General features: G+C 55.8%; 19 protein-coding genes. 14 read left to right on the top strand and 5 right to left on the bottom strand.

Annotated features, from left to right (window positions below):
* Positions 1-68 precede the first annotated feature (68 nt).
* On the bottom strand, positions 69-1184 hold the full coding sequence (locus tag ACR0NN_RS06875) for a THUMP domain-containing protein (RefSeq protein WP_170723394.1): 1116 nt from the start codon (positions 1182-1184) through the stop codon (positions 69-71).
* Positions 1185-1481: 297 nt separating this feature from the next.
* On the opposite strand from ACR0NN_RS06875, the gene ACR0NN_RS06870 reads away from it, so the two are divergent.
* The 7 genes from ACR0NN_RS06870 to ACR0NN_RS06840 all read left to right on the top strand — a co-directional run bounded on the left by ACR0NN_RS06870 (position 1482) and on the right by ACR0NN_RS06840 (position 8242).
* Complete coding sequence (locus tag ACR0NN_RS06870; protein WP_170685721.1) at positions 1482-2825, top strand: Na(+)-translocating NADH-quinone reductase subunit A; 1344 nt, start codon at positions 1482-1484, stop codon at positions 2823-2825.
* Positions 2826-2830: 5 nt separating this feature from the next.
* The gene (locus ACR0NN_RS06865) at positions 2831-4039 is read left to right on the top strand and encodes an NADH:ubiquinone reductase (Na(+)-transporting) subunit B (protein WP_170723393.1); all 1209 of its coding nucleotides are present in this window, start codon (positions 2831-2833) and stop codon (positions 4037-4039) included.
* Entirely contained in the window at positions 4032-4847 is an 816-nt protein-coding gene (locus ACR0NN_RS06860; RefSeq protein ID WP_170723392.1) for a Na(+)-translocating NADH-quinone reductase subunit C, read from the top strand. The genes ACR0NN_RS06865 and ACR0NN_RS06860 overlap by 8 nt, the downstream gene beginning before the upstream one ends.
* Positions 4847-5500 (top strand): NADH:ubiquinone reductase (Na(+)-transporting) subunit D, encoded by a 654-nt coding sequence (locus tag ACR0NN_RS06855; RefSeq protein WP_170685718.1) that lies wholly within the window; start codon positions 4847-4849, stop codon positions 5498-5500. The genes ACR0NN_RS06860 and ACR0NN_RS06855 overlap by 1 nt, the downstream gene beginning before the upstream one ends.
* Positions 5500-6108, top strand: coding sequence for an NADH:ubiquinone reductase (Na(+)-transporting) subunit E (gene nqrE / locus ACR0NN_RS06850; protein WP_050603817.1), 609 nt, complete (start codon positions 5500-5502; stop codon positions 6106-6108). Before ACR0NN_RS06855 ends, nqrE begins: the two co-directional genes overlap by 1 nt.
* Positions 6109-6118: 10 nt before the next feature.
* On the top strand, positions 6119-7342 hold the full coding sequence (nqrF, locus tag ACR0NN_RS06845; RefSeq protein ID WP_170393981.1) for an NADH:ubiquinone reductase (Na(+)-transporting) subunit F: 1224 nt from the start codon (positions 6119-6121) through the stop codon (positions 7340-7342).
* Between the two features lie 183 nt (positions 7343-7525).
* Positions 7526-8242, top strand: coding sequence for a metallophosphoesterase family protein (locus tag ACR0NN_RS06840; protein WP_480684178.1), 717 nt, complete (start codon positions 7526-7528; stop codon positions 8240-8242).
* Between the two features lie 4 nt (positions 8243-8246).
* Here the strand turns inward: ACR0NN_RS06840 and ACR0NN_RS06835 are convergent, their stop codons facing one another.
* A complete protein-coding gene (locus ACR0NN_RS06835; protein WP_170723391.1) occupies positions 8247-8771 on the bottom strand; it encodes a CBS domain-containing protein in 525 nt (174 codons plus the stop codon).
* Between the two features lie 123 nt (positions 8772-8894).
* On the opposite strand from ACR0NN_RS06835, the gene ACR0NN_RS06830 reads away from it, so the two are divergent.
* The 7 genes from ACR0NN_RS06830 to ACR0NN_RS06800 all read left to right on the top strand — a co-directional run bounded on the left by ACR0NN_RS06830 (position 8895) and on the right by ACR0NN_RS06800 (position 16186).
* Complete coding sequence (locus tag ACR0NN_RS06830; protein WP_170685714.1) at positions 8895-9080, top strand: hypothetical protein; 186 nt, start codon at positions 8895-8897, stop codon at positions 9078-9080.
* A gap of 67 nt (positions 9081-9147) precedes the next feature.
* The gene (locus tag ACR0NN_RS06825; RefSeq protein ID WP_170723390.1) at positions 9148-10173 is read left to right on the top strand and encodes an FAD:protein FMN transferase; all 1026 of its coding nucleotides are present in this window, start codon (positions 9148-9150) and stop codon (positions 10171-10173) included.
* Positions 10174-10188: 15 nt separating this feature from the next.
* The gene (gene nqrM / locus ACR0NN_RS06820; protein WP_170723389.1) at positions 10189-10419 is read left to right on the top strand and encodes a (Na+)-NQR maturation NqrM; all 231 of its coding nucleotides are present in this window, start codon (positions 10189-10191) and stop codon (positions 10417-10419) included.
* A gap of 15 nt (positions 10420-10434) precedes the next feature.
* Positions 10435-12105 (top strand): sulfatase-like hydrolase/transferase, encoded by a 1671-nt coding sequence (locus ACR0NN_RS06815; protein ID WP_170723388.1) that lies wholly within the window; start codon positions 10435-10437, stop codon positions 12103-12105.
* Positions 12106-12188: 83 nt separating this feature from the next.
* Positions 12189-13706 (top strand): 2,3-bisphosphoglycerate-independent phosphoglycerate mutase, encoded by a 1518-nt coding sequence (gene gpmI, locus ACR0NN_RS06810; protein ID WP_170723387.1) that lies wholly within the window; start codon positions 12189-12191, stop codon positions 13704-13706.
* Complete coding sequence (locus ACR0NN_RS06805) at positions 13703-14836, top strand: peptidase M23 (protein WP_170723386.1); 1134 nt, start codon at positions 13703-13705, stop codon at positions 14834-14836. The genes gpmI and ACR0NN_RS06805 overlap by 4 nt, the downstream gene beginning before the upstream one ends.
* A 6-nt stretch (positions 14837-14842) precedes the next feature.
* Positions 14843-16186 (top strand): S41 family peptidase, encoded by a 1344-nt coding sequence (locus ACR0NN_RS06800; protein WP_170723385.1) that lies wholly within the window; start codon positions 14843-14845, stop codon positions 16184-16186.
* 47 nt (positions 16187-16233) lie between these two features.
* Here ACR0NN_RS06800 and ACR0NN_RS06795 read toward each other — a convergent pair whose 3' ends face one another.
* From ACR0NN_RS06795 to ACR0NN_RS06785, 3 genes are all read right to left on the bottom strand, one after another.
* Positions 16234-17760: an MFS transporter gene (locus ACR0NN_RS06795; protein ID WP_170723384.1), complete on the bottom strand. Its 1527-nt coding sequence runs from the start codon at positions 17758-17760 to the stop codon at positions 16234-16236.
* A 75-nt stretch (positions 17761-17835) separates the two neighbouring features.
* Positions 17836-18189 carry a hypothetical protein gene (locus ACR0NN_RS06790; protein WP_170723383.1) on the bottom strand — a complete coding sequence of 118 codons (354 nt, stop codon included), beginning with the start codon at positions 18187-18189 and terminating at the stop codon, positions 17836-17838.
* Between the two features lie 10 nt (positions 18190-18199).
* Positions 18200-18961, bottom strand: a complete 762-nt coding sequence (locus ACR0NN_RS06785; protein ID WP_170723382.1) for a DUF6478 family protein — start codon at positions 18959-18961, stop codon at positions 18200-18202.
* Positions 18962-18967 lie beyond the last annotated feature (6 nt).

The raw sequence follows: 18967 nt of genomic DNA, 5'->3' as shown, positions 1-18967 counted from the left end.
CCAACATTAACACGTTGGGTTTTGGTCATATGTGCACTGCGCTCTGAGTTCCGTGTTCCAGTCGTCGATCACGCCAGCGGATCCGTTCGATACAATCGAATTTTTGTGCCTCCGTGATCGACGATTGGACCTGGGGACAGTAACGGCAATCGCGTCGCGCGGGCAAGTCCGGACGAGGTTGTGACGATGCCCACGCGCCATCCTTTAAATCGGCTCATCAGAACTTTGCCCAAGCTGCCATAGAGCGAGCGCAAACGTTTTTCGTCGCCAATACGCGCGCCATAGGGTGGGTTTACAATGACCAAACCTGCAGGACCTTCGGGAGGTTTGATGTCGCTGACTGCACGATGCTGAAATCGGGTACATTGATCGGCTTTTGCGTGTTTTGCGTTGGAAAGCGACGCCTCGATTGCCCCGGTGTTTCGATCCGAACCATGAAACTTCAGGTCAGTCTCAATTGGTTGTGCTTGGGCACGAATTCTTTGCCAGGCAGCCTGATCAAAACCAGCCAGTTCTTCAAACGCAAAATGGCGTGAGCGGCCTGGTGGCAAGCCAAGGGCAATCTCGGCGGCTTCTATGACAAACGTGCCAGAGCCACACATCGGGTCCAGTACCGGTTCAGACCCATCAAATCCGCATTCGCGAAGGAACATGGCCGCCATCGTCTCGCGCATCGGAGCTTTGGCGACAGCGGGCTTGTGGCCGCGTTTGTGCAGTGGCTCACCCGAGCTGTCGATCGATAGCGTGCAGATGTCTTTTTCGATTCGAAGTAAAACGCGTAGTTTGCCTTCGGTTGAGATTGGTGCGCCCAGCGTCTCGGATATTGCCCGTTCAATCCGCTGTCGTGCGGCCCCGGCGTGGTAGATACGTGATTTGCGGCTGGTTGCTTCGACCTTAATTGGAACGTCAGTCCTCAGATAATCTGCCCACGGAAACTTTCGGGCTCGTTTGTCCAGCTGTGCCAGATGCACTGCGGGGAAGCTGCCCAACCGAACCAGGACTTTGTTGGCACCGCGCAGCAAAAGATTGGCGCGCCAAACTTCGGGCCAACCGCCACGGCAAACGACACCGCCTGCTACAACACGTGCGCCTGAAAATCCCCGTTCGCTTGCTTCCTGGCACAGAGGTGCTTCCAGTCCAGGCGTGGCGATCAGGAAAATTTCGAAATCATTGTTGTCTTCCATTTCGGCTGCTTACACCGGAAAGCCAGCAGGTGCGAACGCAATTTGGACAAGCGCAGCATTCGAAGCATGACAGACTCAAAAGAAAGTGACAAACCACCTCAAGATTGGGCAGTAACAGGTTTGCGTTTGCCCGCATCCCCGCGTAAAGGGTCCGTGATCGGAATTACGCTTGCGGATTCTGGTCGGTTTTTGGCGCTTTTGCGCCCGGGCTGATCGGAAATTTCGTGTTATTTCTTGGCACCATTGTAAGATGACCAGCAGCAAGCGCAGTACAGAGGCCTGGAAGAACGTAGCGACATGCAAACTTTCAAACTAAAAAAGGGGTTGGATCTGCCAGTTGAAGGCGCACCTGAGCAGAAGATCCAACCGGGGCCTGAGTTTTCCAGCGTTGGTGTGTTGGGGGGCGATTATCTTGGCCTGAAACCGCGGATGCTGGTGCAGGAAGGTGACGAGGTACAGCGCGGAACGCCGCTGTTCTGTCACAAGGATGCGCCTGATGCGATGGTGGTTGCGCCGCTGACCGGCAAGGTCGTAGCGATCAACCGCGGGGCACGCAGGGTGCTGCAAAGCGTTGTGATCGAGGTCTCGGATGCCAATGACGGCGGCGTCGATTTCTCTGGCATCGGAGAGTCTGAGACCGCTGAAGGTGTCACGGGCAAGCTGTGTGCTGCCGGGTTGTGGACTGCATTCCGGACACGCCCCTATTCAAAGATGCCTGAACCTGGCACCAAGCCTGCTGCGATTTTCGTAACCGCGATGGATAGCGATCCGCTGGCGGGTGATGCGGCATTGATCATTGCCGATGCGGGCGAGGCGTTTGCCGCAGGCCTCGCAGCTGTCTCGCACTTGACCGAGGGCAAGACCTATTTGTGTCAGCAAGAGGGTGCTTCGATCCCTGGGGCTGATCTGCCGGGCGTCGAAGCGGCTGCGTTTTCCGGTCCGCACCCTTCGGGCCTTGCTGGAACCCATATTCACTTCCTTGAACCGTTGGCAGGTGACAAGCAGGTTTGGACCATTGGCTATCAGGACGTGATCGCGATCGGTCGCCTGATGCAGACCGGCCATTTGGACCCCAATATCGTGATTGCTTTGTCAGGGCCGGGGGCACGCCAACCGCGCCTGATCCGCACCGTGATGGGCGCGTCGACAGATGACCTGACCCGAGATGAAGTGAATGTCGACGGTACCGCTCGGATCATCTCGGGCTCGATCTTGTCGGGGCAGCATGCGGACGGGCCAACCGCCTATCTGGGCCGTTTTGCGCGTCAAATCAGCATCATTCGCGAAGATCATGATCAGCACACGCTGGGCTGGATTCTTCCGATGCCCTCGAAATATGCGGTACAGCCTGTTCTGGGATCAGCCTTTGCCAAAAAGCTCTATGCGTTCACCTCGAACCTGAATGGTGGTCGCCGCGCTATGGTTCCGACGGGCGTGTTCGAAGAACTTATGCCGCAGGATTATCTGCCGACGCAACTGCTGCGGGCGCTCTTGGTGATGGACACCGATACCGCGCAGGCATTGGGTGCGCTGGAGCTGGACGAAGAGGATCTGGGACTGGTGGGCTTTGCCTGCCCGGCAAAATATGAATACGGGCTGGCGCTGCGCGACTGCCTGACCAAGATTGAAAAGGAGGGCTGATCCACATGGGTTTGCGCAGCTTCTTCGATCGGATTGAGCCGAACTTTACCAAGGGCGGCAAGTACGAGAAGTATTTCCCCATCTACGAGATGGTTGAAAGCTTTATCTACACTCCGAAAACCGTCACCACCGTCGCGCCGCATGCGCGGTCTTACGTGGATATGAAGCGGATCATGACCTACGTCGTGATCGCCACGATCCCTTGTATCCTATGGGGGATGTATAACACGGGGTATCAGGCGAACTCGGCCATCGCCGCGCTGGGGCCGGACTCGGCAACGGGTTGGCGGATCGCGATCCTGCAGATGTTCGGCATTTCGCTGAACCCTGACAGCATTTTCGCGAATGTGATGCATGGGATGATGTATTTCCTCCCGATCTACATCACCACGCTGGTTGCAGGCGGTATTTTCGAAGTCATCTTTGCCACTGTTCGGGGTCATGAGGTCAACGAGGGTTTCCTTGTAACTTCAATGCTTTACACACTGATCATGCCTGCGACTGCACCCTTGTGGCAGGTCGCTTTGGGGATCATCTTCGGTGTCGTGATTGGTAAGGAAGTGTTTGGCGGCACGGGTAAAAACTTTCTGAACCCAGCACTGGTAGGGCGCGCGTTTCTATACTTTGCCTATCCCGCACAGATGTCCGGGGATTCAGTCTGGACGCCGGTGGACGGCTTCTCGGGTGCGACTGCGTTAGGGATCACCGCAGCTGAGGGTGTTCAGGCGCTGGCGGCCGACGGGATCACCTGGGCCAATGCCTTCTTCGGGCAAATTCAGGGCAGCTTTGGTGAGACTTCGACGCTGGCTTGTATGATCGGCCTGGCTTTCCTGTTGATGACCAAAATCGCCAATTACCGCCTTATCGTAGGTTGTCTTGCTGGCACGATTGGTTTCACGCTGTTGCTGAACTTGGTCGGGTCCGACACCAACCCGATGTTTGCAATGCCGTGGTACTGGCACATCGTACTGGGCGGTTATGCCTTTGGTTTGGCCTTTATGGTTACCGAGCCCGTTTCGGCCAGCCATACCAACATGGGTCGCTACATCTACGGCGCGTTGATCGGTATCATGGTTGTGATGATCCGCGTCATTAACCCCGCTTTCCCCGAAGGCATGATGCTGGCAATCTTGTTCGGAAACGTCTTTGCGCCGTTGATCGATTATTTCGTCGTTCAGGCCAACATCAAACGGAGGGCGCGTCGCCATGTCTGATACGCAATCCAACGAACCCAAGGGCGCGATTGCCAAGTTTTTGGCGGCCTCGCCGGATTCGGTCGGCAAAACGATCATCATCGCGGTGGCGGTTTGTCTGGTCGCCTCCATGGTTGTCTCCGCTGCTGCGGTGAGCTTGCGACCGGTGCAAGAAGCAAATGCGCTGAAAGACAAACAGATCAACGTTTTGCAGGTGGCAGGCGTCTATAAGCGCGGCATCGACGTGACCGAGGCCTTTGCAGCGTTCGAGCCACATGTGCTGGAGCTATCTACGGGTGAGTTTGTCGACGATCAGTTCGACCCAGCCACTTTTGATGATATCGCTGCTGCCAGTGATCCAGACCTGAGCGTTGCACTTGACGACGATCCTGCCGGGATAGGCCGTAGGTCCAAGTACCGCGTGATCTACCTGCTGCGTGATGATGCAGGTGCGCTGGATAAGGTAATCCTGCCGCTGCACGGATACGGTCTATGGTCGACGCTTTATGGTTTCATCGCACTAGAAAACAACGGCAACGATATCTTTGGCCTGCAGTTCTATCAGCACGGCGAGACACCAGGCTTGGGTGCCGAGGTGGACAACCCTCGATGGAGGGCACTGTGGAACGGCAAGAAGCTGCGTGACGATGCAGGCGATCTGCAAATCACCGTTGCCAAGTCGCAGCCTGCAGCCGGGCCTGACTTCTATGTCGATGCGCTGGCTGGCGCCACGCTGACCTCGGTTGGTGTGGACAACCTGGTGAAATTCTGGATGGGCGATGCGGGCTACGCTCCGTTCCTGGCCAAACTGCAAGCAGGAGAGATTTGATGGCCCAGACCAAGAAAGAGATGCTGGTCGACCCGCTTGTCGACAATAACCCGATCACACTGCAGGTGCTGGGCATCTGTTCTGCGTTGGCGGTAACCTCGTCGCTGCAAGTGTCGATGGTCATGGCGCTGGCGGTGATCTTCGTGACCTCGTTCTCGTCCTTCTTCATCTCATGCCTGCGCAACCAGATCCCGGGATCGATCCGGATCATCGTGCAGATGGTGATCATTGCCTCGCTGGTGATCCTGGTGGATCAGATCCTCAAGGCCTATGCGTTTGAAATATCAAAAACCCTGTCGGTCTTTGTGGGCCTGATCATCACCAACTGTATCGTGATGGGCCGGGCCGAAGCGTTTGCCATGAAAAACCCTCCGGTCGCGTCTTTCATAGACGGTATGGGCAACGGCATGGGCTATGGCCTGATCCTGCTGTTGGTTGGCTTCATTCGAGAGCTGTTCGGTGCGGGTTCGTTGTTTGGCGTCACCATCCTGGAAACCGTCAACAACGGCGGCTGGTATGTGCCCAACGGCATGTTGCTACTGCCCCCGTCGGCGTTCTTCATCATTGGTCTGATAATCTGGGCCTTCCGCACATGGAAGCCAAACCAAGTGGAAGAACGTGAGTACAAAATTCAGCAGGTAGAGGCTCACTGATGGAAGGTCTAATCTCACTGGCCGTAAAGGCCATTTTTGTCGAAAACCTTGCGCTCAGCTTCTTTCTGGGGATGTGTACCTTTATCGCTGTTTCGAAGAAGATTTCAACTGCGCTGGGTCTGGGCATCTCGGTCATGGTGGTGCAGGCCATCACCGTGCCTGCCAACAATCTGCTGCTGAACTATCTGTTGAAACCGGGGGCGCTCGCCTGGGCCGGGTTCCCGGATGTGGACCTGACGTTCCTTGGCCTGATCTCGTATATCGGCGTGATTGCTGCGATGGTTCAGATCCTTGAGATGGTACTCGATAAGTACTTCCCGCCGCTCTACAACGCGCTGGGTATCTTCCTACCGCTGATCACGGTGAACTGCGCCATCCTGGGTGGCTCTCTGTTCATGGTGGAGCGCGACTATAACTTTGCTGAGGCGGCGACTTACGGTCTGTCCTCGGGCTTTGGCTGGGCGCTGGCGATCACCGCGATGGCGGGCGTGCGGGAGAAGCTGAAATATTCAGACATCCCCGACGGACTGCAGGGGCTTGGCATCACCTTCATCACCGCTGGACTGATGGCGATGGCCTTCATGTCCTTCTCGGGCGTGAAACTGTAAGGAGGGCGGAATGGAAACCTTTGGCTTAGGTGTAGCCCTTTTCACCGTCATCGTTCTGGGTCTGGTCGCCATCATCATGGCGGCGCGGTCTAAGCTGGTCTCAACCGGCAATGTGAACATCACCATCAATGGTGAGAAAACCATCTCAGTCCCAGCAGGTGGCAAGCTGCTGCAAACTTTGGCAGCCGAGAAGCTTTTCGTGCCGTCCGCCTGCGGTGGCGGTGGTACCTGTGCACAATGTCGCGTGCGGGTGCATTCCGGCGGTGGGTCGATCCTGCCGACTGAGGAAAGCCACATTACCAAGCGCGAAGCGTCTTGTGGCGACCGGCTGTCCTGTCAGGTTGCAGTTAAGCAGGATATGGACATCGAGGTTCCGGAAGAGGTCTTCGGCGTCAAAAAATGGGAATGCACGGTGCGTTCGAACGAGAACGTAGCGACCTTCATCAAGGCCCTGACGCTGGACCTGCCCGAAGGCGAGGATGTGAACTTCCGCGCTGGTGGTTACATCCAGATCGAAGCGCCTGCGCACCAGCTGGCCTATACGGATTTCGACGTCGAAGAGGAGTACCGTGAGGATTGGGATCGCTTCAATCTGTGGCAGTACAAATCCGTCGTCGCCGAACCGATCGAACGTGCTTATTCCATGGCCAACTACCCGGACGAGAAGGGCATGATCATGCTGAACGTCCGCGTGGCGTCGCCCCCTCCAGGTTCCGAAGGTATCCCGCCGGGTCAGATGTCGTCGTATATCTTTAACCTGAAGCCGGGTGACAAGGTCACGATCTCAGGTCCGTTTGGTGAGTTCTTTGCGCGCGAAACGGAAAAAGAGATGGTCTTCATCGGTGGTGGTGCTGGCATGGCCCCTATGCGCAGCCATATCTTTGACCAGCTCAAGCGCCTTGAGAACCGCAACCGCAAGATCAGCTTCTGGTATGGCGCGCGTTCGAAGAAAGAGATGTTCTTTGTCGAAGATTTCGACACTCTGGCCAAAGAGTTCGACAATTTCGAATGGCACGTCGCCCTGTCGGACGCCCAGCCCGAGGATGACTGGAAAGGCTACACTGGCTTTATCCATAACGTTCTGTTCGAAGAATACCTCAAGAACCACCCGGCGCCTGAGGATTGCGAATACTACATGTGTGGTCCGCCAATCATGAACCAGTCGGTCATCAACATGTTGTTGGATCTGGGCGTGGACCGCGAAGACATCATGCTCGACGATTTCGGCGGGTAGGTATTATCGATCGGCTCCAGTTACTGGAGCCGATCTATTGTGGTTGGTCAGGCAACAGTTACCAGTTGCCGAAGTCTTATGAATACCACGTCGATTTCGCACCTGTAGGCTGTGGGGCATATGCTATCCGGATGGATCAAAAGAATTTTTGCGCCGGGCACCCCGCCTGACCCGTTAGCGGATTTGTCGTTGCTCGCACCTGCAGAAAGATTCTATGCGATTGGGGACATCCATGGCAGGCTTGATCTGTTGCAGCAGCTACTTTCTGCGCTGGATGAAGATTGCCCCTTGGTGTTTGTGGGTGACTACGTTGATCGGGGTGCGCACAGTGCGCAGGTTTTGCGACAATTGCACCACCTGGAAACAAGTTCGGACAAGAACGCGACATGCCTGAAGGGAAACCATGAGGACATGTTGCTTGGCTTTCTTGATGATCCAATCAGGTTTGAGCGTGTTTGGTTCCACAATGGCGGTGCGCAAACACTGGCCTCATTCGGCCTCGCTGAGATCGACCTGTCCGACCCAACAAAAGTAGCGATCGAGCTTCGCCAGGCAATGGGCGAGCCGTTGTTGGAGTGGCTGCAAGACCGACCAACGACCTGGACGAGCGGCAATGTAGCGGTTGTTCATGCCGCACTTGATCCGGCGCAGCCGATTGACAGGCAACAGGAAAGGACGTGCCTTTGGGGGCATCCACAATTCCGCAAGAAACGTCGGAAGGACGGACAATGGGTGGTACACGGCCATACGATTGTGGACAGGCCACAGATCGAGCACAATGTCGTTTCAATTGATACAGGCGCTTTTGTCACGGATCGGCTGACGGCAGCAGAAATCTCGCCGGGCTGTGTTCAATTCATATCGACAAGTCGCACCGGCATTGAAAGAATATCAGCTTAGGTTCTTAACCGACGATCATTTGCTTCATTCTGAGCGCCTCATATTCCAGCTCTTTCAGCCGGAAATGAACCACATCGCCGATGGTGATCACCCCGCGCAGATTGCCATCACTCAGCACAGGCATATGCCGGAATCGACCTTCCGTCATGGTTTTCAGCACGTCATTCAGATAGTCTTCGGGGCTGCAGGTTTTGACTTCTGTGGTCATAAGATCAGCGACTGATTGGGGCAAGGTCTGACCCGGCGTTTCCGCCATGCGGCGCACTATGTCACGTTCAGAAAGGATGCCCTGCAGGGTTCCGTTTTGGTCGGTCACCACGACCGCCCCGATGCGTTTTTCGCGCAGAATATCCACAACCGAATGAATCGTATCGTTAGGTCGTACCGAGAAAACCGCGTCGCCTTTTCCGTCCAACAGTTTCGCAACCATTGTCTGGGAATGCGACAGATTGGTCTCAACCGATTGGCTGCGATTGGTCGACTCGGCCTTGTCGCCGCGGGTGGGGGGCTGGTAAGAGCTTGGGGCCATGGTCGGTCTCCTCTTTCGCCGATTGCGTTCTTGTCTTCCACCTTACCGTAGGGACTGGCCCTGTATAGGGTGCAATTTCGAAAACCGGCGTAACTTGACCACTTTACAAGGAGTTCCTTGCCTGTGAGCAACCTGTATCTGACCCCGCCCGTCGCCGCGCTTATCTTCTTTGCGGTTGTTGTATGTGGTCACAATTTTCGCATGGCTTGGAAACAGCAGCCAGAAGGGTGGCAAAGACGTGCGTGGTTGTTTGGTGTGCCTGCCGCCATTGGACTTATTGCGCTGGCTTTTTTACCGCTCAAGATCTGAGGTTGGTTTGACTCTGAACAGGGTCGCTGGCATATGCCGTGCAAGACCACTCCCAGGAGATCGCCACATGCGCCCATTGATTGCACTGGCCTCGATGCTGTTTGTTTCGGCCTGCTTATTCGACAAGGAACCAGTCGTGGTGCGGCTGTCTGGCGAGACGATGGGGACCACGTTCAACATCACTGCAATCGGCGATGATTTGGACGAAGCTGCGCTGGGTGAAGCAGTTCAAGAGACTCTGGCGCAAGTCAATGCCAAGATGTCCAATTGGGACCCAAATTCTGAGGTTTCGACCTTCTCGGCATCTGACAGCACTGATCCTATGCAAGTATCAGATGAGTTCGCATTTGTGATTGAGGCTGCAAATGACGTGCACCAGAAGTCCGGCGGGACGTTTGACGTAACCCTTGGTCCTCTGATCGAATTGTGGGGCTTCGGACCGCGCAAGCCCGAGGATCCGGTTCCAGCTGATGATGAGATCGCTACGGCGCTCGGGCAAGTGGGGCAATCGCGGTTGCTAACGTTGGATCGCGGTGCGGGGACCTTGAGCAAGTCTCAGGCGGGTGTTGGGATCAACTTATCGGCCATCGCCAAAGGTTATGGGATCGATGCGGTGGCCGCTCAGCTCCGCGAAGCTGGTGTCGAAAACTATATGGTCGAGATCGGCGGCGATCTGGTGGCCATGGGTGAAAACGACAAAGGCGAAAGCTGGCGGATCGGAATCGAAAAGCCGGAAGCTGATGCTCAGGCCATTCAGATGATCGTACCACTGGACGATCTGGGTATGGCAACTTCGGGCGATTACAAGAATTTTTTCGAACAAGATGGCATTCGCTATTCGCACATCATTGATCCGACCACCGGTCGCCCGATCACACACCGGACCACCTCGGTCACCGTGCTGGCGGAAAACGCCATGATGGCAGATGCGTGGGCAACGGCGATGCTGGCTTTGGGTCAGGAAAAGGGTCTGGAACTGGCCGAAGAGCATAAACTTGCTGTGTTCTTCATCTCGCGGGATGTGACAAGCGGGGAAGAAGCCTATATCACCGTACAAAGCAGCGCATTCAAAGATGCGCTGGGGACCAACTGACCGCTGGGAATCGCAATGAGCACCTTTATTCTGGCCTTTTTCCTGTTGTTGATCGTCATGGTCGGCATGGCGCTGGGTGTGATGCTGATGGGTAAAACCATCAAAGGCAGCTGTGGTGGCCTTAACGCGATCTCGGGCTCAGATAAATGCGTGGTTTGTCAGAAAGATATCGATCCGGACAGCCCGTTACGCGACCAGTTGCAGTGCAAGCGTGCAAAAAAGATGCTGCAACAAATGGAAGGCTAGGGTACCCCTCTTGGCATGAGCAAAGCCAAGAACATCCTCTTCATCATGTTCGACCAATTGCGCTGGGATTACCTCAGCTGCTACGGACATCCGCATCTTCATACACCGAATATTGATCGGCTCGCTTCGATGGGGGTGCGCTTTACGCGGGCCTACATTCAATCGCCGATCTGTGGCAGCTCTCGTATGTCGACCTATACGGGTCGCTATGTGCATTCGCACGGCGCATCGTGGAACAATATTCCGCTGAAAGTTGGAGAGATCACTTTGGGTGATCACCTGCGAAAAGCGGGAATGGATTGTTGGCTTGTCGGCAAAACGCATATGGCGGCGGATGCCGAAGGCATGGCCCGACTGGGGTTGGAGCCTGATAGTGTCATTGGTGCGCGTGTGGCCGAATGCGGGTTCGACGTGTTCGAACGCGACGACGGGTTGCGGGCAGAGGGGCCAGATGGTTTCTACGATCCCGACGGAGCCAAGAAGTACAACGAATATCTGAAAGACAAAGGCTACGAGAGCGATAATCCTTGGCACGACTTTGCCAATTCGGGGCTGGATGCAGATGGCAATGTTCTTTCGGGTTGGTTCCTGAAGAACTCGACTGAAGCCGCGAATATTGCCGAGGAAGATAGCGAAACACCCTATCTGACCACCCGTGGCATGGAGTTCATGGAAAGTCACGACGACCCTTGGTGCTGTCACCTAAGCTATATCAAGCCGCATTGGCCTTACATTGTGCCTGAACCCTATGCCTCGATGTATGGGCCCGAGCATGTCTTGCCGGTGGTCCGGTCAGAGGCTGAGCGCCAGAATGCGCATCCGGTTCTAAAGGCGTTTATGGACACCAAGATTGGCCAGACCTTTTCGCGTCAGGATGTGCGAGAGGCTGTGATCCCGGCTTATATGGGCCTCATCAAACAGGCCGATGACCAAATGGGACGGCTGTTTGACTGGATGGAGCAGAGCGGGCGGATGCAGGATACCATGATCGCGCTAACCTCGGATCATGGTGATTTTCTGGGCGATCACTGGATGGGAGAAAAGACCTTCTTCCACGACGCTTCGACCAAAATGCCGCTGATCATATATGATCCATCGCCCGAAGCCGATGCCACGCGCGGCTCTACCTGTGATGCCTTGGTCGAATCCATCGATCTGGCCCCGACATTTCTTGAGGTTGCAGGCGGAGAGCCGGCAGGCCACATTCTCGAAGGGCACTCGTTGCTGCCGATATTACACGGTCAGGCTGACAGCACGCCGCGCAATGTGGCGATCTGCGAATATGACTATTCTGCATCCCCGATTGCTCAGACACTGAATGTGTCAGTTCGTGACGCGGTGATGTTCATGGTCGCGAACAAAAAGTGGAAACTGATCCATTGCGAAGGGGGAATTCGCCCGCTTTTGTTCAATCTGGAAAACGATCCGGATGAGCTGATCGATCTGGGCGACAGCGCCGAACACGCTGATGTCATCGCCGAGATGTACGACCACCTCTTTGCCTGGACGCGGCGCCCGTCACAGCGGACAACTCGATCTGAAGAGCAATTGCTGAGCATGCGTGGCTCCAGCGGTGGAACCGGTATTGTGATCGGTATCTATGATGAAAACGACATGCCACTTGAGTTGACCGTGAAATACCGCAACCGCAAGGCGCGACCCTTTGGGGACTACAAGTCAGATTAATTCTGCCCTATCGCCGTAAAAGACGGTTCAACCTTGCTCGGGCAGGGGGTAGAAGATGGCGAGGCCGCAATCGGAGAGCATTCATGACCGCCCCCAAACCCGTCGTTTTGTGCATCCTTGATGGTTGGGGCTTGTCCGCTGACACCAAAGCCAACGCGCCCTATCTGGCCAATACCCCGACCTTCGATGCCCTGATGGCCAAGGGCCCTCATGCACAGTTGATCACGCACGGGCCAGATGTGGGTCTGCCCAGCGGTCAGATGGGCAATTCCGAGGTTGGGCACACCAATATCGGGGCGGGGCGTGTGGTTGCGATGGATTTGGGTCAGATTGACCTGGCCATCGAAGATGGCTCGTTTTTTGACAACGACGTGCTGCAGGATTTCATCGCGGGGGTAAAGGCGACTGGCGGCACAGCCCATTTGATGGGGTTGGTTTCGGACGGCGGAGTACACGGACATCTCGATCACATTGTGGCTGCCGCCAAGGCAATCACCGATGCCGGTGTCACAGTGGCTTTGCACGCTATTACCGATGGCCGCGATGTGGCCCCTAAATCTGCCTTCACCTACATCGCTGAGTTGGAAGATCGACTGCCCGATGGGGCAAAGATCGTCACCGTTTGTGGGCGCTATTTTGCGATGGACCGCGACAATCGGTGGGAGCGCGTGTCCGAGGCCTATGATGCGATAGTCAAGGGGCAGGGGCGCACCGTTTTCTCGGCGCATGAGGCCGTCGATCACGCCTATAACCAGTCCGAGACCGACGAGTTCATCGCGCCTACGGTGCTAAGCGGTTACGAAGGCATCAAGGACGGTGACGGCTTCTTTTGCCTGAATTTCCGCGCTGATCGCGCTCGTGAAATCCTGCGTGCGATCGGAGAACCCGGTTTTGCAGATTTCGACACTGGCCCACGTCCGCGGCTATCCGCGCTGCTTGGAATGGTCGAATACTCTGACGGGCACAACGACTATATGACGACGGTGTTTCCCAAACGGGATATCGTGAACACGCTGGGTGAATGGGTCGCCAAACAGGGCTTGCGCCAATTCCGGCTGGCTGAAACCGAGAAATATCCGCATGTCACCTTCTTCCTGAACGGAGGAAAAGAGCAACCCGAGGGCGGCGAAGATCGCCATATGCCGAAATCTCCCAAGGTGGCGACGTATGACCTGCAACCCGAAATGTCCTCGGCCGAGGTGAGCGAAAAATTCGTCGAAGCCATCTATGCCGGGTATGACTTGATTGTCACCAACTATGCGAACCCCGATATGGTTGGCCACACAGGTGATTTACAGGCCGCGATTGACGCTTGTGAAGCCGTGGATCAGGGCTTGGGACAGGTTGTCGCGGCTTTGAAAGAGGTTGGTGGTGCGATGATTGTGACCGCAGATCACGGCAATTGTGAAATGATGGTCGATCCAGAAACAGGTGGGCCTCATACCGCGCACACGCTGAACCCCGTACCCGTTGTTCTTGTGGGCGGCCCTGAAGGCGCAGGCTTGCGCGACGGGCGCTTGGCCGATCTTGCACCGACGTTGTTGCATTTGATGGAACTGCCGAAACCCACCGAAATGACAGGGAAAACCTTGCTGACATGAGGTTTCGCGCGCTCTTCGCTGCCGCTTTTCTATGGTCGACGCCCGTTGTCGCGCAGACCGGTCCTTCGGCGGCGGCACTAGAGGCGGCCGAGATGCTTGAGCAAGCCTCGATTGCATTGACTGAAGCCGATGGCGCGCGCGACCGGGTTCAGGCGTTGACCCAGACGATCCAAGCTTATGAAGCGGGTCTGACGGCGATGCGCGACGGCCTGCGCCGCGCGGCCTTGCGTGAGGCCCAACTGACCGCCGAATTGCAGGTACGGGAACAGGAAGTGGCGCAGTTATTGGGCGTGCTGCAGACGATCGAAACCACTGCGCCTCCGGTTTTGATGCTGCACCCTTCCGGCCCATTGGGGGCTGCGCGCACCGGCATGATGCTGTCCGAGGTTACTCCCGGCCTGAATGCGCGGGCGCAAGCCCTGGCCGGTGACTTACAAGAAGTTCAGACGCTGCGACAACTACAACAAAGCGCCGCCAATACGCTGACCGAAGGTTTGACCGGTGTGCAGGATGCGCGCACGCAACTGAGTGAGGCGATTGCGGATCGAACCGATCTGCCGCGGCGGTTTGTGGAAGATCCGGTGCGTACGGCGATACTGATTTCCTCGACCGAAACGCTGGATGGGTTTGCAAGCGGGTTGTCTGAGATATCCGATGGCGAGATTGAGGAGACCAATGCGAATGTCTCGGGCAGAAAAGGCCAGATCGCATTGCCGGCACAAGGGGTCTTGCTGCATGGCGCGGGTGAAACGGATGCAGCAGGGGTAACGCGCCCCGGGCTAGTGCTGGGCACACGGCCCCGCGCCCTCGTCACGTCACCCACTGCCGCAACGATCCGCTATCGTGGACCTCTATTGGATCTTGGGAATCTCGTGATCCTTGAACCTCAGCCCGGATTGCTGTTCGTATTTTCGGGACTGCAAGAGGTGTACGGAAAGACCGGAGAAGTGATCCCCGAAGGCACGCCAGTGGGTTTAATGCCGGGTGAAACCCCTCAAATCGGCGCTATTATGTCAACAAGCGGTGAAGGCACTGGAACTGATTGGTCAGAAACGCTCTATATAGAGGTAAGACAAGACAACAGCCCAGTGGACCCGGACGAATGGTTCCGGACTGACAAGGATGGATAAACGAGTATGAAGAAATTTGTGATGGCCGGACTGGCCGGCACCGTGGCAGGGATCGTTGCAACAACTCAAATCGCAGGCCCTCTGCTGGCGCAAGAGGTGGAAAACAAGGCGAGTGTTTACCAGCAGCTTGACCTGTTTGGCGACATTTTCGAACGTATCCGCGCCCAGTATGTCGAAGAAGTTGAAACCGATGAGCTGATCGAGGCTGCGATTGACGGGATGTTGACCTCGCTTGATCCGCATTCCAGCTACCTTTCGCCAGATGATGCCGAGCAGATGCGCGTGCAGACACGCGGTGAGTTCGGTGGCCTTGGGATCGAGGTCACGCAGGAAGAAGGCTTTGTCAAAGTTGTCTCGCCCATCGATGATACCCCTGCGGATGCTGCCGGGATCGAAGCGGGCGATTTCATCACGCATGTCGATGGCGAGAGCATTCTGGGGCTGACCTTGGATAAAGCCGTGGACCTAATGCGGGGCCCGGTGGGTTCAGAGATCGTGATCACTGTCGTCCGCGAAGGCGAGCAAGAGCCGTTCGACGTAACCATCGTCCGAGATACGATCAAACTGACTGCGGTCCGCGCACGCACCGAAGGCACCAGCGTTGTGCTGCGCGTCACCACCTTTAACGATCAGACGTATCCGAACCTAAAGGAAGGGTTGGAAGAGCAGATCGAAGAGGCTGGAGGCATCGAAAATGTCAACGGCGTCGTTCTGGACTTGCGTAACAACCCCGGCGGGCTGTTGACACAGGCCATCAAGGTTTCTGATGCGTTTCTGGACGAGGGTGAGATCGTTTCGACCCGTGGCCGTAATCCCGAAGACGGTGAGCGGTTCAACGCAACGCCTGGTGATTTGACGGGTGGCAAACCAATTGTCGTGTTGATCAACGGCGGTTCGGCCTCTGCGTCTGAAATCGTCGCGGGTGCATTGCAAGATCATCATCGCGCCATTGTGGTTGGCACCAAGAGCTTTGGTAAAGGTTCGGTCCAGACGGTCATGCCGCTCCGGGGTGATGGGGCGATGCGTCTTACAACCTCTCGCTACTACACTCCGTCAGGTCGTTCGATTCAGGCGCTTGGTGTCAGCCCTGACATCATCGTCGAACAGCCGCGCAACACTCCGGCTGATGAGGAAGCGGAAGATACAAACACGCCCGCACGGTCCGAAGCTGACTTACGCGGTAGCCTGAACAATGACAGCCTCAGCGAAGATGAGATTCGTCAAATCGAAGAGGATCGCGCCAAAGCCGAAGCAACGGCTGAGTTGCGGGAAGAGGATTATCAACTGGCATACGCCATCGATATTCTCAAAGGTCTGTCAGCCTTCAATCCGGTCGGGCCTTCTCAATAACGGCTTTGGGGTCGCTTATCGCGGCCCCAATACCAACCAAGTTCGGCCTACCCCTCGACCTTGTGCAGCTTTTTCTCGTCCAGCATCAGGGCAAGAGCGATACCAGCCGCCACCGAGATTGTTGCAAAGACAAAAGCCATGTTCATGCCGGTATCAAAGGCTGCTGCAATTGCGGCGTGGACTTTTTCAACTTCGGCGGAATTCAATTTCTCAAGAACTGCTTGCGCGGACTTTGTCGTCAAAGTCCCGCCATTGATCGCTTTCTGATCCGCGTCAGACATATTGATGCCCTCGGCGGCAAGGCGCGTTTTCAGGCTTGATAGGCTTGATACGTACATAACCGCTGTGGCGCAGGCGACGGCAATTGCGCCATAGACCAGATGGGTCATAAAACTCAGCCCACCCACCAGCCCGGCGCGCTCGGGTTTGACGGCGCATACCGCAGCGGTTCCCGAAGGGCCGACCGTGAGTGTTGCCCCCAACCCGATCAAAGCCATTCCGGGCAGGATCTGAAGATACCCTGTGCCAGCGGGCATCACGACCACACTTGCTGCGCCGACCGTGGCGCACACATATCCCCAAAAGAGCAATCGCTTGGGCCCAAAATCATTATACAAGGTACCCGATACGATTGAGCCGACCGCCAACAATACGGTCAACGGTGCCAACCCCAGAGCCGATTGGAAAACAGACCAGCCTAATACTTTTTGCATGTACTGCGGAAAGTACAGCAGCCCAACAAACGCTGCGGACACATTGAACATGTTGAGCCCTAGTGTGATCAGAAATTCGCGATTCTGCATCAGCTGGGGCAGCAGCAATGGTTCTTTGACTCTCTTTTCGACCCTCGGAAAAAGAAAGAAAAGCACCGCGCTGACAAAAAACAACGCAAGCAGCGGCAGTGAAGTCCACCCCCAATCGGCCCCAACGTCCAATCCGTAAAGGAGCAGCAGAACGGCAAAAGACAAGATAGCCATCCCGGCAAAGTCGATATGCTCGCCCTTCTTGTGCTCGGTTTCACGCTCCATCAAGAGGATCGCCGCTGCCATCGAAACGCTTGAAAACACCACATTGGCGAGGAAAAACAAGCGCCAATCGCCCAAATTAACGACTGCTCCGCTGATCATTGGGCCAAAAACATTCCCTGTTGTGACACCGGCCAGTATCAGCCCCATCACCAGCGCGCGATGTTCGTCTTTTGAGACTTTGGTGGCGCCGAAGGCCAATGTACAAGGCCAGACACAGCCTGCTCCGATCCCTTGCAAGGCCCGAGCGCCGATCAGGTAATCCAATCCAGGAGAGAGGAAGCACAGGACCGATGCCGAGAGGAATATGGACAATCCAATGATCATCATTTTGCGGTGACCATACATGTCACCCAATCGACCCCCGGCCACCATCGTCATGGCAAAGAACAGGGCGTATATATTCAATACCCATTGGGTACTGGTGATGTCGGCATCAAAGCTGTTTTCGATGGCAGGGACCAGCAACAAGGCTCCGGTAAAATCGATCCCGATTCCGAAGCCGGTCACCATCAACGCGATGACTTTTATGATGCTTTTGCGATCCACAGACGCATCCATTGATGCATGTATGGATCTGAAAAGATAGAGAGAAGTCTGCCGATCCGGCTATCAGGATACGTCTTAAGAGACCTGAGAGCGGCGAAAGGCGCGCTTTAGCATATCCAGCTCGGCACGCAGTAACGCGACTTCGGCCCTCAGATCATCTGCGGCGGGTGAACCCGCGATGATTGTGAAATCGCCCAGTTTCTGTCCCGTAGTTTCGTCGCGGATCAGTATACAGTGAACACCTTCTGATAGAGCAACGGCAGGCACAGGAATGCGCAAGGCCCAGCCATCTTGATCGGGCGCTAGCTCAACATCGGTAAGGGGGTGACCAAGGTACGACACCTCGATCTGTGGAAGGCTGTCGCTGGTCACATGGCCTTCCCACAATGCGTTTTCAAAACGGATCGGGGTCAGGGAGATTTGTGTCATGATGTGCCCTTTACAAATCGGCCCGATGATAGCGGCAGAACGTCAGATCGCGAAACACAACGCGGTTCATCCTAGGTTCCTCTATGATCAGATCCAGCCAAAGTTTTTCGATGCGACGCTCATTCAGATCTAGATGGGCCAGATCAAAATCCACTGCGGTCGATGGTGCTGATAGATCAAGTTCGCGCAACACCTGTTCTGCATTGGGGCCATGCTGGATGTTGAGGCGTGCGAACAGGACGGTGGGGCGTTCACATTCGATCATCGTCTCAACGCGCATTAGATGCTGACGCGTTAGTCTGGTGGCTGCTTCAGTGGGCAGCTCGACCGAAAGAGATAAGAATGATCCTTTAAAATCAAATGCTTCGATGGCCATGCTGAAAGGAGCCAAATCCTTGTCGCGTCGGTTTCGGATTTGCTGCATCCCGATATCGGCTTGGCTGCAATCATGAAACAACGTGACTTGCGCATCCATCCTTGCCTTGCGCGAAGCCGGAGCAATGCCCCGCCGGGTCAACGGCGTACGCCAAAGGTCAGGGCGCCATGACCAGTCTGTTCCCAAAGGTCTTGAAAACTGACTCGCCCCGATCAGAGGTTTTGTCAGTCGGCCATCAGCCTTTTGGATCACCTGCTCTAGCTGCCCACGCAGTTGCCGTGCTTCATCGCGCTGACGGCGCAATTCTGGCAATGCGATTTGATCGGACCGCTGTGCGGCACGCTGCCAACGCCCCAGTGACTTGTGCTGAATATACCAGTCCAGATATTTGCCCATCGCCTC

The organism is Ruegeria sp. BA2 (assembly GCF_056539605.1).
This window is presented reverse-complemented; position numbering and strand designations above follow the sequence as displayed.